Below are 14,384 nucleotides of genomic sequence, written 5' to 3' on the forward strand. Positions count from 1 at the left end.
CCGAGTGATTATGTAGTTTGATTCTGTTGACTAACTTAATATATTTATTTGACTATGATTCCAGAAATGAGCGACAAGTTTTGGACACCCTACCCAACGGGGCAACAAACACACAGCCCGGGGAGAGCGCAGCGGCATGTCACGGCGGCACTATGATAAAATGATGTAAATGAAAAACAAATTTAATGTCAATAACTTTACTGTTTAAAGTTAATAATATTACACCTTAAAATTAATAACTTTACCAAGTAATCTTATTGACTTCATTTTCCCGCAAAGCCACCATGACAATCCAACAAGGCCGTGACTGCAAATATAAACTGTAGCAATAGTAGACTGACTTTTCCGTGTTTTCAGAGCAATTCTATTTGGTATTACAAACATTTTGTGTTTAAGTTTTTACAATATACCTTGTTATTTTAGCGATTATTCCAAAGATTTTTTGTAAGTTTGCAACTGACAATCAAGCTACCTTAGGCACAACGCAGGAAGCACCGATGACACCAAAACCATCAAACGACAGAACGGAATGAGCAAAACCGACAATCTGCCTCGCAGGATATACGACCTCTATGCCGACGGCTTCCGCCATATGACAATAGGACGGACGTTGTGGACGATTATCATCATCAAGCTGGTGATAATATTTGTCGTGCTCAGACTGCTGCTACTGCCTGACTTTCTTGCCAAAAACGCCGGACAAGGCTGCGAAGACGACTATGTGGCTACAGAAATGATAAAGCGTGGCGAGACTGCAGGACTGTCCGGCCGACATGGAGACAATGTCAGCCCGGAGACCGGCAAAACCGGTCAAGACAACAAGAACCAAACCGATATACCGACAACTACCCATAAAAACAACAAAACAGAATAACACTTATGACAAACATTCTCTTAAACATCGACGCAGCCACTGTAGACTGGTCGAGAGCACAGTTTGCCCTCACCGCCATCTACCACTGGCTCTTCGTTCCGCTCACACTGGGCTTGGCACTCATCATGGGCATCATGGAGACGTGCTACTACCGCACCCGCAAACCTTTCTGGCGCGACACGGCCAAATTCTGGCAAAAGCTCTTCGGCATCAATTTTGCCATGGGCGTGGCCACAGGCATCATTCTCGAGTTCGAGTTCGGCACCAACTGGAGCAACTACTCATGGTTTGTGGGCGACATATTCGGTGCGCCGCTGGCCATAGAGGGCATCGTGGCTTTCTTCATGGAGTCCACGTTTGTAGCCGTAATGTTCTTCGGATGGAAAAAGGTGTCGGCCGGATTCCATCTTGCCGCCACATGGCTCACCGGGCTGGGCGCCACAATCTCGGCATGGTGGATACTCGTAGCCAACGCATGGATGCAGTATCCCGTGGGATGCACATTCAATCCCGACACGATGCGCAACGAGATGACATCGTTCATGGAGGTGGCACTGTCGCCGTTTGCCGTCGACAAGTTCTGCCACACAGTCACGTCGGCATGGATTATCGGTGCTCTCTTTGTCGTGGCCGTGAGCTGCTACTATCTGCTGAAAGGCCGCGAGAAACAACTTGCCGTGGCAAGCATCAGAATCGGAGCCGCTGTGGGACTGGTGGCGTCGCTGCTCGCCGTGCACACGGGCGACGGCTCGGCATATAATGTGGCACAGGTACAGCCGATGAAGCTGGCCGCCATGGAGGCACTTTACGACGGCGGCCACGACCAGGGACTGACGGCCATAGCCCTTGTCAATCCGTTCCGACAGCCCGACTACAAGACAGGAGGCGAACCGCCGCTGCGCATCGCCATACCCTACGGTCTGTCGTTCCTTGCCACACGCGACATCAACGGATATGTGCCGGGCATCAACGATATAATGCGGGGCGGATATATGCTCGAGAACAACACCCGCGAGATATCCATGGACGAAAAGATACGCCGCGGCCAGCGGGCCATACTGGCTCTGAAGGAATACCGCGAATTGGGAGCAAAGGCCCGCACGGGCGAACTGTCCAAACAGGAGACGGCCCGCCGCGAGATACTGCGCAACGGACTGCAGCAGAACATGCCATACTTCGGATACGGATATATCAAGGACAAGGCGCAGCTCGTGCCTTACATTCCGCTGTGCTTCTATGCTTTCCGCGTGATGGTCGGACTCGGCACGCTGTTCATCGTCTTCTTCGCCGTGGTGCTGTTCGTCGTTTTCCGCAAGGACATCACCCGCTACCGCCTGCTCCACCGCACCGCCATCGTGCTGCTGCCACTGGGCTATATTGCCAGCGAATCGGGATGGCTCGTGGCCGAATTCGGACGTCAGCCGTGGGCCATACAGGACATGATGCCTACGTGGGTGGCCGTGAGCAACGTCGGTTCGGGCAGCATCATGCTTACGTTCTTCATCTTCCTCGCCCTCTTCACCACACTGCTCGCCGTAGAGATTAGCATTCTGCTGAAACAGATAAAGAAGGGTCCGGAAAAGGAACTGCAAGAAATCAGCGACAACAAGTGACACATCAATCCACAACCGTTTATATTAACAATCTACATATATGACATACGAATTTCTGCAACAATATTGGTGGTTCCTCGTTTCGTTGCTTGGAGCCCTGCTCGTGTTCATGCTCTTCGTCCAGGGAGGCAATTCCGTGATTTTCTCTATCGGACGTACTGCCGAAGAGCGCCGCATGCTCGTCAACTCTACAGGACGCAAATGGGAACTGACGTTCACCACTCTCGTAACCTTCGGAGGTGCTTTTTTCGCCTCGTTCCCACTGTTCTACAGTACAAGTTTCGGCGGAGCCTACTGGCTGTGGATGATTATCCTGTTCTCGTTTGTACTTCAGGCGGTGAGCTACGAGTTCCAGAACAAACTGGGCAATCTGCTCGGCCCGCGCACGTTCCAGTGGTTTCTCGTTGTCAACGGCGTAGTTGGTCCGCTGCTGCTCGGCGGTGCTGTGGCCACATTCTTCAACGGTTCCAACTTCCTTATAGACAAGGACAATATGGTGAGCGGCATACAGCCGGTGATAAGCCGGTGGGCCAACTCCGGTCACGGCCTCGATGCCCTGCTCGACCCGTGGAACCTTGTGCTCGGATTTGCCGTATTCTTCCTTGCAAGATGCCTCGGACTGCTTTACTTCATGAACAATATCGATGATGAGGACATACGCTGCCGCTGCAGTGTACGCCTGGTAGGGACGGCCATACCGTTCGTTATACTCTTTGTGGCGTTCCTCGTGCGCACGCTTCTCAAGGACGGCTATGCCGCTGATCCTACCACGGGGCTAATTACGATGGAACCTATGAAGTATCTGAACAATCTTGTCGACATGTGGTATGTGTCGGTAGTGCTGCTCGCTGGTGTAGTATCGGTGCTCTACGGCATCGTGCGTACCATTGTCAGCCGCACATATATAAAAGGCATATGGCCGGCCGGCATCGGCACGGTGCTCACCGTTCTTGCACTTATGCTATGTGCCGGATGGAACGACACGGCCTACTATCCATCCGCCGCCGACCTGCAGAGTTCGCTGACCATATCCAATTCGTGCAGCAGCGAATTCACACTGCACACCATGGCCATAGTGAGCTTTTTCATACCGATTGTACTCGCATACATAATATACGCATGGCGGTCAATCGACAACCGTAAGATTACGAAAAAAGAAATGGCGGAAGACGAGGCTTATTGACCGGCTGTGCCTGTATAAAACGTCATACAAGCACCCATGGCTCTCTATCGGGCACATGGGTGCTTTTTATCTTCCATTCCTGAGGATACAGATTGTTGGCACGGTTTCCGATGTTCTTCACAAAACCGAGCACGGCATCGTGCCAGGCGACAAGAACAAAGCCCATCGGAGTGTCGGGCGGAAGGGCGACTGTCTCACGACGCAGATAGGCAACGGCCTGCGTGTATGTGAGCGGGACTACGGGAAAAGCATCAGGACAAAGCACCGAAGACAAGGCAAGAGAATGATTAGGAACGATATCGTGCCCCTTGACATTGCCGAGAGTGACGCCCGCCGAAAGAACACGGAGCGACAGAGAAGCGGCATCGTACAACCTGGCAAGATGCGGAGTAAGCGCCAAGACACAGACATCGGACTGCCGGAGAGCCGGCTCGATATGCTCATCTCCGGATACAAAAGATGTCCATCCGGAAACAATCTTTTCAATATCCCTTGACACCAAGGATGCAGCAATGGCCTTATCTTTTCGTTTTTTGTTGCCATTGTCATATTTATCCTGCACATACCGCTTCCCTTTTCGGAGGATTATAGGAGACTCTGCGTCAGGTGATTTCCGCAACACTGCCATAAAAAGACCTTCGCCACGGGTACATCCGGGGATAAAACGGTATACGGGAGCGGTAAAGTCTGCAAGCAGAGAACCACATATCCCCCACCCTTCAGACACCGGAACAGCAACCGGCATACCACCAAGTTCGTCGACAATCCACCTGATATTTTCCTCGTTCTCGGTGGCGTTGAATGTACATGTGGAGTATATCAGCAGGCCGCCCGGACGCAGACATTGCCAAGCATCTGCAACAATCTCACGCTGGAGCCGGCTGCAAGCGTCAACATTCTGCGGACTCCACTCTTCTACCGCTCCTTCATCCTTGCGAAACATCCCTTCTCCCGAACACGGAACATCACATAGAATCACATCGAAATCAAGACCCGAACGGACATAGTCACGGGGATAGTTGTTGGTAACTATTACATCGGGCGAGCCCCATTTCATCATGTTCTCGGCAAGAATATTTGCCCGGGCACGCACCGGTTCGTTGCTCATCAGTATACTACCTTCGGGTAAGGCGCTCGCTGCCGCAGTCGACTTGCCACCGGGAGCGGCACACATGTCTAGCATAAGTACAGGCGTAGAGACAAGACTGCGCAACACGTGGTGGACAAACATGGACGATGCCTCCTGCACATAATAACAACCGGCATGCAGAAGCGGGTCGAACGTAAAATCAGGACGCTGCGGAAGATAACGGCCGTCGCCACACCATGGAACATTTACGGCTGTGCCCGCCACCGAACGGCCGCGGCTCTTCAGCCTGTTGATACGTATGCTTACGGGAGCTTCCTCGTTGAGTCCGTCTGAAAAACGGGCGTATAGTTCGTCGCCCATCAGGCGGCTGGTATATCGGATAAAACTGTCTGGCAAGTTCATCGCATTCGTTTTTTGTCATTGAATGTTGCAAAGTTAGAAAAAAAAATCGCATCTTTGCAACTTATTCAATACTACTTACGTCTAACAGACAAATAAAAACAATATAAAGAAAGACAACAATGAAAAATTATCTTATAGCATTGGTCATAACGGCAGCCATGACGGCAAGCGCCTCTACAGTGCAACAAATGCACAGGCACACCCCGCGCACGACGATAACCGACGACGGACAGACAACAGACAACAACCGGAAAACCGCGAAAAAAAACACCTCCGAAGGTAATACTGACGCTGCCACGGTAAAACAAGGCACCACTGACACACACGATTTCACAGTTAAGAAGAGCACAAAGCACAGTGCCAAGGCAAAGAACAGTTCAAGAACAACGCTGACAACCGATACCGACAACACAGACGGGAACAACGATGGCATAGAGGCTTACTCTGATACATCGTCGACAAACTTTGACAGCATATACGGACAGCACCAATATTCATATCAGGTAAATATGGACGAGGACAGTCTCAACCATATGATGAACGGTTTGTCATGGATAAGCAGCGGCATGGTGAACACACTGCTGATACTGCTCATCATCTTTGTGATATCGCCCGTGGCTATACTCATCGTATTGTTCTACTTCATATACAAAAGCCGTAAGCAGAAACTGCAACTTGTAGAAATGGCAATAAAGAACGGACAGCCGATACCCGACATGTTCAACAACAAACCGTATGCAACATCCAACGATGACATTCTATGGCGCAAGGGTATCAAGAATGTCTTTGTCGGTATAGGACTGATGTTCCTCTTCGGCTTCATGGACATTTCCACAGGCATCGGTATAGGATTCCTCGTACTGTTTTATGGCGCGGGACAAGCTGTAATCGCCCGCACATCGCAAAAGAGACATGACAACCCGAATGACAGGAACAGTGTAAATGACAGCGACGATTTTGAGAATTTCTAACACCGCTGAACCATAACGGAAAAAACATCAAGCAGCAGACAGACCAACCGGAACTGAAAAAATGGACAAGCTGAACGACATAACCCTTGTCACACAAGTGGCTGTATTACACGACAAACGGGCCTTTGACAGGCTTGTGAGGAAGTATCAGTCGCCCGTACGACGGTTCTTCCTGAGCCACACATTGGGAAATGTCCAGCTGAGCGACGACCTTGCACAAGACACATTTGTCAAGGCATACGTCAACATAACGAAATTTCGCGGGCTATCCAGCTTCCAGACATGGCTGTTCAGAATAGCATACAACGTTTTCTACGACTATACACGCACACACCATGTCAGCGACGACATAGACACTGCTGTGGCTACACGGCCCGACACCGCCTCAACGGACAGCAACCTGAAAATGGACATATACGACGCTTTGGCAAGGCTGAAAACCGTGGAACGATCGTGTATAACACTACAACTGATTGACGGACAGCCAATAGACAAGATTGCAGAAATAACAGGAATGCCGCTGAACACGGTGAAATCACACCTATCGAGAGGTAAGGAGAAACTTGCAACATATTTAAAAAACAACGGATATGACAGATAACGACAACATAATTATAGAACAACTGTTCAGCGAAGCACGCAAGACAGAGATTGAGGACAACGGATTCAGCCACCGCGTAATGCGCAGTCTGCCTGATACTATCGCGCCAATATCGCGCCACACCATTATCATTTCGCGCTTATGGACGTTTTTTTGCGTGGCCATCGGTCTTGCGTTCTCGTTCGCTTTCCATTTTTGGGAACTGGCGGCAACATACATTGAAGTGTTTGTGCGCACATTGCCAACATACGACACGCCAGGCATTTGCTATGCACCGATGACCATAGTCATGGTTGTCGCATCTGCTTTCGGCATATACAAATGGGTAGACACTGGACGAATGCCAGTGTGACATAAGCAAAAAGGGGCTGCCGATATTTCGACTTTTCGAATATTCCGGTGAGCCAAACAAGGGCGGATAGGAAAAGAAAAAGGCTCATCCGACATTTCGAGTGATGCGACAGTCGTGCAGTGCATATAGCCTTAGTTTGAAATACCTTTCATCTCTAAAGCCATATGCATTGCGTTTCATTACTTTTATCTTGTTGTTTATCCCTTCTACTTTGGCTGTTGAGATATGACAATCATACCATGATAGTATTCCTCTTCTGTAAGCCAATACAGTCATAACCATCTTTTGTAACTGGGGTATTTTACTTTCCCTTGCCTGATCCACCCAATCCGCCAAGACCTTTTCCGCATCCTCCTTACATCCCTGCGCCCAGATTTCCCTCAGCTGTTCTTTCAGATAATAAGCCTTTGACAGAGGCTCGTTCATTGCCAGGGCATTTTCCAGCCTCGTCTTGTATTTCGAGTCATAGATGTCAGCGCCATTCCCAAGCAGCAGATATCTGGTTCCCTTGAGCACCTTGCGTTTGTTGATGTCCTTTTCCATATTATACTGCATTCGCCGTATATCGTCAAGTTTGTCATTCATCAGCTTTACAACATGAAAATGGTCAAATACGTGTATGGCATTCGGGCAGTTGTCAAGAACAGAGCTAATGAAAGCTGCGGACAAATCTGTTGCTACATATTTGATTGATATATTCTTGCGCCTTACCTTCTTCCAGAAATCCGCCAATGCTTCAACCCCCTTGCCTTCACCGACATAGAGGATGCGGCCACTGAGCAGGTCTACTACAATCGTCTTGTATATATGACCTTTCTTGACTGCGAACTCGTCTATGCCGATACATTCCACCCCATCAAGAGATGGAGGGGAATAGTGGCTTTCAAGATACCGTGAATGTATCTCTTTTACCATGTCCCAACTTATGTCCAGCCTTGCCGCAGCGTCTTTCAGGGTCATGGATCGCAATAAGTCTACCACATGTTTTGCAAAACGGTGGGTGTAGGAACAACTGCCTGTCGCAAACGGTATGTTTTCCTGTTGGTCGTAATCGCAGCCATCGCATTTGCACTTGTAGCGTTGAACTTTCATACGTATGATGATTTTCTTGCCTCCTATAGGCAAACCAAGGAAATCCCTTGTACGGTATCCGTTCTTGACCAAATTGCACTTTCCGCATTTGGGACAAGTCTTTTGAGGCTTTTTGCTTTGCACATGAAGAATAATTGTATTACCTTTGTATTCCTCTCTTGTACATTCAAGGCTATATAGGCCCCATGCATGATATAGAAAACTGCTGTTCATTTTTATATATTTGTTTGTGGTTATTCAAATATACAAAAACTTCGGCAGTTTTCTTTTATTTTTTTTATTGACTTTATCACTCGAAATGTCGGATGAGCCAAATAAAGACTGTGGCATTGAAAGGTCGTTCATCAATGAATGGAGGGCTTATCTCACAGACAACAAATAGTTGAACATATAACTAATTTTGAAATATGGATAAAGACATCATAGCCCAAGAAATAAATGACGAATATCTGAAAGGCCATATATACTATGTCAGGGGAACTCGTGTAATGGTAGATACTGACTTAGCTAAAATCTATGGTTACAGCACCAAAGATTTCAATCGCCAAGTGAAGAATAACATTGAGAAGTTTGAACAGGACTTCATGTTCCAGTTGACCGATGAAGAGTGTGAAATCTTGAGGTGCAAAAATTCCACCTCAAGTTGGGGCGGTCGCCGATACAACCCATACGTTTTCACCGAACAAGGTATCTATATGCTCATGACCGTCTTGAAAGGCGAGCTTGCGACAAAACAAAGCAAGGCACTTATTCGCATCTTCAAGCAAATGAAAGACTACATTGTCGATAACCAGCCATTGTTAGGGCAAAGGGAATACCTGCAATTGTCCTTACAGACCACAAAAAACACGCAAGACTTGCTGGATTTGCGAAATTCTTTGTCTGCGGTGGATGACAAGGTTGCCAGCATAATTGACACATTGGGCAATGTCGTAACCAAATCGGAATTGGCGAACGTCATGCTTGATTTCAGCAATCCTTCCGTTAGAAGAGGTTGGCTGATACTCAACGGTCATCCCGTGGAATCGGATTTGGCATACCAACAAATTTATGGTACAGCCAAGAGAACCATATTCGTTGTGGATAACTACATTGGGTTGAAGACATTGGTTCTTTTGAAAGATGTTCCTGCCAATGTGAATATAACGATATTCTCCGACAATATCGGCAACCGCTTGCATAAAACGGAGTTCGATGATTTCTGTCGGGAATATCCCAATGTTACTATCTCATTGCATACTTCGGGCGGCATATTCCATGACAGGTATATCGTCATTGATTACAATACTGCTGATGAACAGATTTATCATTGCGGTGCATCATCCAAAGATGGAGGAAATAAAGTTACTACCATTACAGCCGTAACTGATGGTGGAATTTATCACCCGGTAATAGACCGACTTATTCAAAACCCTGCATTGACGTTGAAGTAAATCCAAGTCAAGATAGACGAATTTGGCTTGTTTCATATTTCGTTTCTTTCGTTCACGATTTCGGCGAAAACAACGAAATGTAAATTATTGAATTACAGAAAATTCCATTTATATTTTTGCGCCATCGTTCCAATATCGGAGCGGTGGCGCAATCATTTGTAATGCTGTCGGAATGGTTGTGTCGGGCTACTGGCAGCACGCATATATTATGACTGATTTAATGCAAATCATCTCCAACGGCACAGCCAATATCAAATTGGAGATTACGAGTGAAGACCTGCGCAATTTCTCTAACGAGCTTATCAACCGTGCGGTGAACGAGGTGGCAGCAGCTCTCAAAGCCACCAATGAAGATAGGTTACTGACACGTGAAGAAGTAAAAAGTATGTGTGGCGTTTGCGACACAACCCTATGGCTTTGGAACAAGCGTAATTATCTGAAAACGGTAAAGGTAGGAAACAAAGTGAGATACCGCTACTCTGACGTAAAGCGCATTTTGGGTGAAACAAATAGAATCTCTGGAAATGGAAAAATTTGATAACCAACTCATACCACATGAGAACGAGATTACCGAGAAAGTGGAGGAAGAGTATGTCCGAGTAGGGACAACCTTATTTCGTATTCTCAATCAGCCAATGATGAATGGTTCGTTCCGCAAAATGCGTGTAGAGTGGAAGATGAGCGTGTTCGGCAAGACCACAGCAAGGATGATGTGGCAAGTATTCCTAAATATGACGGTTTCTGCACGATGCCAAGCCATACGGACTACAGGCACAACGTGAACAACTTCTACAACCTCTATGAGCCGATAACACACGTACCTGTAGAGGGGGATTTCAGGCATATACAATCACTAATTGGACATATCTTTGGCGAACAGCACGAAATGGGAATAGACTATCTCCAATTGTTGTACCTGAAGCCGACACAGAAGTTGCCGATACTTCTCTTGGTGTCGGAAGAACGCAACACTGGAAAGAGTACATTCTTGAACTTTCTGAAAGCATTGTTTCAAGAAAACGTCACGTTCAATACAAACGAGGATTTCCGCAGTCAATTCAATGCCGACTGGGCGGGCAAGCTGATGATTGTGGTGGACGAGGTTCTTCTCAACAGGAGGGAAGACAGTGAACGGTTGAAGAATCTTAGTACGGCACACTCTTACAAAATGGAAGCTAAAGGGAAAGACCGTTACGAGGTACAGTTTTTCGCCAAGTTCGTATTGTGTTCCAATAACGAGAACTTCCCCGTGTACATTGAACCGGAAGCAACACGCTATTGGGTGAGAAAGGTACGCAAATTGGAAAAGGACGATACATCATTCTTGCAGAAACTGAAAGACGAGATACCTGCTTTTCTATACCACTTGCAACATCGGGACTTGACCACCAAAGAAAAAAGCCGTATGTGGTTTGCGCCGTCACTCATCCGCACGGCAGCTTTGGAGAAAATCATCCGCTGCAACCGCAGCCGCATTGAGCTTGATATGGCAGAGCTGTTGCTTGACATCATGGACAACATGCAGGTGGATGTGGTGGATTTCTGCATCAACGACCTGTTGGCGTTGTTCAACTATTCGATGGTAAGAGTGGAGCGCCATCAGGTAAGGAATGTCCTGCAACAATGTTGGAAACTGGAGCCTGCGCTTAATGCGTTATCTTATTCTACCTATCAAATATCTGTGTTGCCGGGACAGAAATATTCTGCTTCGCCCAAAAAGGTAGGACGCTTTTACACCGTTACCCGTGAAAAATTGAAGGACTACCGTTGAATTTGTTGAAAGTGATGAATAACAAGAGATAGCTTGCAAATAAACGCTTTATAAGTCAACAACATCTTCAACAAAGCTCAACAAAGGATATTGCTGGCCAAAAGAGAAAATTTTTCTTTTCCCTTTTGTTCGTCTGTAGTTTCCGACCATTCCGCTGACGGGCAGGACAGCAATGGCAACATAGAGCATTTCCAAATCATAGACAAAAAGAATGCAATAGCCAACGGAAGCCGCGCAGAGAGCCACAGAGAGGCGCAGGACGGCACGATTGACGGCATGGACGATACCGACACAGGCACGGTGAGCTAAGCGGCACAAAAGAGGGATTTCAGCGTTACTCCGTTGTCGTGGCTTGGCTGACTGGGCTTGCCCAGATATAGCTCACTATAACTTCTCCGCTGCGCTCCCGAAGTTGTGGGCTCTCCCGAGGGGCTGGGCGTTGCCCCGTCCTACTTAGGACGCTGCCCTAAGAACCCGGCAAGGACTTTCAGCCCTGTGCAACCCGACCAAAGAGTGACCCTCTCTTTGGAAACTCCGCTTAGTGGTTTCCACCCCTAAGAACCTGGAGCAGGAAGTGACACTCTCCCTGCACCCTCCGATTAGGACGCAGCCCTAATAACCCATCAATGAAACTAAAATACAGACAAACCTCATGGCACAGAAGACATCCATCAACATAAAGCCGTGCAACATCGGCAGCAGCGAGGCGCACAACAAACGGACAGCGGAATACCTCGTCAACATCCGCAAGGAAAAGTTCTACATCCGCACCGACCTAATGGCAGGAAATGAGACGTGGGTATCACCTGATTTCGGTGAAGCCACGTTGACCGACCGCTACAATCAGATAGCCGCAATGGTCAAGGAAAAGACGGGTCGGGCGATGCAGACCAAAGACCGTGAGCGAGTGAACAAAAAGACTGGAAAGGTGACCATAGTTCGTGGTAGCACGCCACTGAAAGAGGGAGTGGTTGTCATCAATAAAGACACCACAATGGAACAGTTGCAGGGCTTTTGCACAGTTTGCAACGAGAGGTGGGGTATCACTGCCCTGCAAATCTTCATCCACCGTGACGAGGGGCATTACGGAACGCCCGGCGACAATGCCACGTGGAAGCCCAATCTCCATGCCCATATCGTCTGGGATTGGATGAACCACGAAACGGGCAAGTCCTGCAAGCTGGACGAGAAAGCCATGAGCAATATGCAGACACTTTTGGCTGAGTGTCTGGAAATGGAAAGGGGCAGCTCAAAGGAGGTCACGGGAAAGGAACATTTGGAACGTGCCGACTTCATACTTGCCAAACAGAAACAGGAAGCGGAACAAGCCATTGCAGCCAAAGAACAGGCGGAGGAGGCTCACCGCAATATGGAGAAAGAAAACAAGGAACTGGAGCAAGTCAACCTCTCCCTTGGCGTGGAACTTGCCGGACTTAGACGGAAAAAGGCAGCGGCGGACAAGGAGAATACCGACAGCATAAAGTCTGGATTAGCCAACTTCTTCGGCAAAGGTAAGTATGCGGCTATCGAAAAAGAGAATGAAACGCTCCGTGCCGAGAACGAAAGGATAAAGCAGTCTTTTCCCATTGTCGTAAAGAACAAGGTTGATGAACTGACAAGAGCCTTGGTTGCCAAGAAGCAGGAAGCCGAAGCCCAGCGTGACAGGGCACTGGTGCTAAGCCGCTCTCTTACCATTGAACGGGACAAGGTGGTAAAACTTCTTCAAGAGCAGGAGGATGGCGAACAACGCCGCATAAGCCAAGCCGTCCTTACCGCCACAAAGGAGAAAGATAAGACCATACGTTTGCTGCAAAGCGCATTGAAAGCGAGCCGATATGTCCTAAACACATTGGCGGACTTGCTTTATAAGGCAAGCGAAGTATTTAGGCGAGCCATAGATGCTATTATCCATTTCGGGACAGAGCGGCACAAGTCTTTCTTTACCCCGTCCGAAGCTGCTAACATAAAAAGCGTGATGCAGGAATATGGAGATACTGCCGAACAGAAAAAAGCGGTCGGTGCATGGCTCTGTGATTATGCGGAAAGCCGAAAACCATTTGACGAAATAAAACATAGCCAAACACTCAAAGAGGTTGGCGATGTTGCTAATGGTGCTTATGACTGTAAAATTTACAAAAGGATGAAAGGTGTTCAACGATAATCAAGGCATTATAGGAATTAAATAATATTCATTCTTAACGCGATTTCCACGGCCGATGCGGTATTTGCGACTTTCAATGCAGCCAAAATATCCTGCCGATGACGATTTACGGTATGAACCGATATATTGAGATTATCGGCAATCTGCTTGCTTGACACTCCCTTGGCTATTAACGACAGAACTTCAAGTTGCCGTTGGCTAAGAATTTTCCGGTCACTTGCTTCATATTTTTCTCGCTCGACCACCTCTCCTGTCAGTACATTAAAGATGATTCCGTCTTGTCGGTCATAAGAGACGGGATATGGAATGTATGTACACAAACCGAACAGGACGCTCCCATCGGAGCTATAACCGAAATATCTCGTTGTATGCAACATTTTCACCCTCTCGTTACTTTCTTTTTTGTAAAAACTTAGAATACATGAAGCCGAGAAACAGGCTTTTTCTTTGACAGGCAGTTCTTTTATGAAGTTGAAGAAACGTAGTTCGAGTACATGACGTTCAATAAGTTCGTTTTCATCGGTTTGGCTGAATATGCTGTTCTCAAAGGCCGTATTATGGTCAATCGTATATTGAGGGAGATTCATTGTAGTTTGTCCGAATCTGCCAGCGTAAATGTGGCATTCGTTGTTTTTGAAATCAGACACTACAGCTATACCTTCGGTGGCAAGGGCAAAACCTTTCGCACGTGCCCTTGTCTGGGCAAGTAACAGGTCTGTATTCTCAATGCCTTCAAACGGTTGCTCGGTCAACAGCGATTTTAGTTCATTCTCTTGCTCTATCATGCCCCTAATTGGTTATTTTTAACCATTGTAGGTTTTTGCCTTTTTACCTAACTTTG

The 14,384-nt window shown here is 47.5% G+C and carries 12 protein-coding genes and 2 pseudogenes; 11 read left to right on the top strand and 3 right to left on the bottom strand.

The window, feature by feature from the left end; genetic code table 11:
* Positions 1-529: 529 nt before the first annotated feature.
* From HPS55_RS14380 to HPS55_RS08100, 3 genes and pseudogenes are all read left to right on the top strand, one after another.
* Positions 530-745 (top strand): annotated as a pseudogene (locus tag HPS55_RS14380) (DUF4492 domain-containing protein); the annotation flags it as partial.
* A 134-nt stretch (positions 746-879) separates the two neighbouring features.
* Positions 880-2,487 (top strand): cytochrome ubiquinol oxidase subunit I, encoded by a 1,608-nt coding sequence (locus HPS55_RS08095; protein ID WP_172178716.1) that lies wholly within the window; start codon positions 880-882, stop codon positions 2,485-2,487.
* A 40-nt stretch (positions 2,488-2,527) separates the two neighbouring features.
* A complete protein-coding gene (locus HPS55_RS08100; RefSeq protein ID WP_172178718.1) occupies positions 2,528-3,670 on the top strand; it encodes a cytochrome d ubiquinol oxidase subunit II in 1,143 nt (380 codons plus the stop codon).
* A gap of 22 nt (positions 3,671-3,692) precedes the next feature.
* Here HPS55_RS08100 and HPS55_RS08105 read toward each other — a convergent pair whose 3' ends face one another.
* The gene (locus HPS55_RS08105; RefSeq protein ID WP_172178720.1) at positions 3,693-5,162 is read right to left on the bottom strand and encodes a methyltransferase RsmF C-terminal domain-like protein; all 1,470 of its coding nucleotides are present in this window, start codon (positions 5,160-5,162) and stop codon (positions 3,693-3,695) included.
* Between the two features lie 119 nt (positions 5,163-5,281).
* Here HPS55_RS08105 and HPS55_RS08110 point away from each other — a divergent pair, with 119 nt between their 5' ends.
* From HPS55_RS08110 to HPS55_RS08120, 3 genes are all read left to right on the top strand, one after another.
* Positions 5,282-6,133: a DUF6249 domain-containing protein gene (locus tag HPS55_RS08110; RefSeq protein ID WP_172178722.1), complete on the top strand. Its 852-nt coding sequence runs from the start codon at positions 5,282-5,284 to the stop codon at positions 6,131-6,133.
* A 61-nt stretch (positions 6,134-6,194) separates the two neighbouring features.
* On the top strand, positions 6,195-6,734 hold the full coding sequence (locus HPS55_RS08115; RefSeq protein ID WP_172178724.1) for an RNA polymerase sigma factor: 540 nt from the start codon (positions 6,195-6,197) through the stop codon (positions 6,732-6,734).
* Positions 6,724-7,086: a DUF5056 domain-containing protein gene (locus HPS55_RS08120; RefSeq protein ID WP_172178726.1), complete on the top strand. Its 363-nt coding sequence runs from the start codon at positions 6,724-6,726 to the stop codon at positions 7,084-7,086. Before HPS55_RS08115 ends, HPS55_RS08120 begins: the two co-directional genes overlap by 11 nt.
* An 84-nt stretch (positions 7,087-7,170) precedes the next feature.
* Here HPS55_RS08120 and HPS55_RS08125 read toward each other — a convergent pair whose 3' ends face one another.
* Entirely contained in the window at positions 7,171-8,391 is a 1,221-nt protein-coding gene (locus tag HPS55_RS08125; RefSeq protein WP_172178763.1) for an ISL3 family transposase, read from the bottom strand.
* 194 nt (positions 8,392-8,585) lie between these two features.
* Here HPS55_RS08125 and HPS55_RS08130 point away from each other — a divergent pair, with 194 nt between their 5' ends.
* From HPS55_RS08130 to HPS55_RS08150, 5 genes and pseudogenes are all read left to right on the top strand, one after another.
* The gene (locus HPS55_RS08130; protein WP_172177401.1) at positions 8,586-9,611 is read left to right on the top strand and encodes an ORF6N domain-containing protein; all 1,026 of its coding nucleotides are present in this window, start codon (positions 8,586-8,588) and stop codon (positions 9,609-9,611) included.
* 208 nt (positions 9,612-9,819) lie between these two features.
* Positions 9,820-10,149, top strand: a complete 330-nt coding sequence (locus tag HPS55_RS08135; protein ID WP_172177400.1) for a helix-turn-helix transcriptional regulator — start codon at positions 9,820-9,822, stop codon at positions 10,147-10,149.
* Positions 10,136-11,382 (top strand): annotated as a pseudogene (locus HPS55_RS08140) (primase-helicase family protein). The gene HPS55_RS08135 and the pseudogene HPS55_RS08140 overlap by 14 nt, the downstream one beginning before the upstream one ends.
* 90 nt (positions 11,383-11,472) lie before the next feature.
* Positions 11,473-11,691 (top strand): hypothetical protein, encoded by a 219-nt coding sequence (locus HPS55_RS08145; RefSeq protein ID WP_172177398.1) that lies wholly within the window; start codon positions 11,473-11,475, stop codon positions 11,689-11,691.
* Positions 11,692-12,034: 343 nt separating this feature from the next.
* Complete coding sequence (locus HPS55_RS08150) at positions 12,035-13,543, top strand: mobilization protein (protein ID WP_172177396.1); 1,509 nt, start codon at positions 12,035-12,037, stop codon at positions 13,541-13,543.
* Positions 13,544-13,560: 17 nt separating this feature from the next.
* On the opposite strand, the gene HPS55_RS08155 is transcribed toward HPS55_RS08150, so the two are convergent.
* Positions 13,561-14,328, bottom strand: coding sequence for a response regulator transcription factor (locus tag HPS55_RS08155; RefSeq protein WP_172177394.1), 768 nt, complete (start codon positions 14,326-14,328; stop codon positions 13,561-13,563).
* Positions 14,329-14,384 lie beyond the last annotated feature (56 nt).

It is taken from the genome of Xylanibacter rodentium (assembly GCF_013166575.1).
In the GTDB taxonomy this organism is placed as follows: domain Bacteria; phylum Bacteroidota; class Bacteroidia; order Bacteroidales; family Bacteroidaceae; genus Prevotella; species Prevotella rodentium.

Excerpts from the sequence above, each read along its gene's own strand:
- HPS55_RS08095 (WP_172178716.1), top strand. The coding sequence starts at position 880 with ATGACAAACATTCTCTTAAACATCGACGCAGCCACTGTAGACTGGTCG.
- HPS55_RS08100 (WP_172178718.1), top strand. The coding sequence starts at position 2,528 with ATGACATACGAATTTCTGCAACAATATTGGTGGTTCCTCGTTTCGTTG.
- HPS55_RS08105 (WP_172178720.1), bottom strand. The coding sequence starts at position 5,162 with ATGAACTTGCCAGACAGTTTTATCCGATATACCAGCCGCCTGATGGGC.
- HPS55_RS08110 (WP_172178722.1), top strand. The coding sequence starts at position 5,282 with ATGAAAAATTATCTTATAGCATTGGTCATAACGGCAGCCATGACGGCA.
- HPS55_RS08115 (WP_172178724.1), top strand. The coding sequence starts at position 6,195 with ATGGACAAGCTGAACGACATAACCCTTGTCACACAAGTGGCTGTATTA.
- HPS55_RS08120 (WP_172178726.1), top strand. The coding sequence starts at position 6,724 with ATGACAGATAACGACAACATAATTATAGAACAACTGTTCAGCGAAGCA.
- HPS55_RS08125 (WP_172178763.1), bottom strand. The coding sequence starts at position 8,391 with ATGAACAGCAGTTTTCTATATCATGCATGGGGCCTATATAGCCTTGAA.
- HPS55_RS08130 (WP_172177401.1), top strand. The coding sequence starts at position 8,586 with ATGGATAAAGACATCATAGCCCAAGAAATAAATGACGAATATCTGAAA.
- HPS55_RS08135 (WP_172177400.1), top strand. The coding sequence starts at position 9,820 with ATGACTGATTTAATGCAAATCATCTCCAACGGCACAGCCAATATCAAA.
- HPS55_RS08150 (WP_172177396.1), top strand. The coding sequence starts at position 12,035 with ATGGCACAGAAGACATCCATCAACATAAAGCCGTGCAACATCGGCAGC.
- HPS55_RS08155 (WP_172177394.1), bottom strand. The coding sequence starts at position 14,328 with ATGATAGAGCAAGAGAATGAACTAAAATCGCTGTTGACCGAGCAACCG.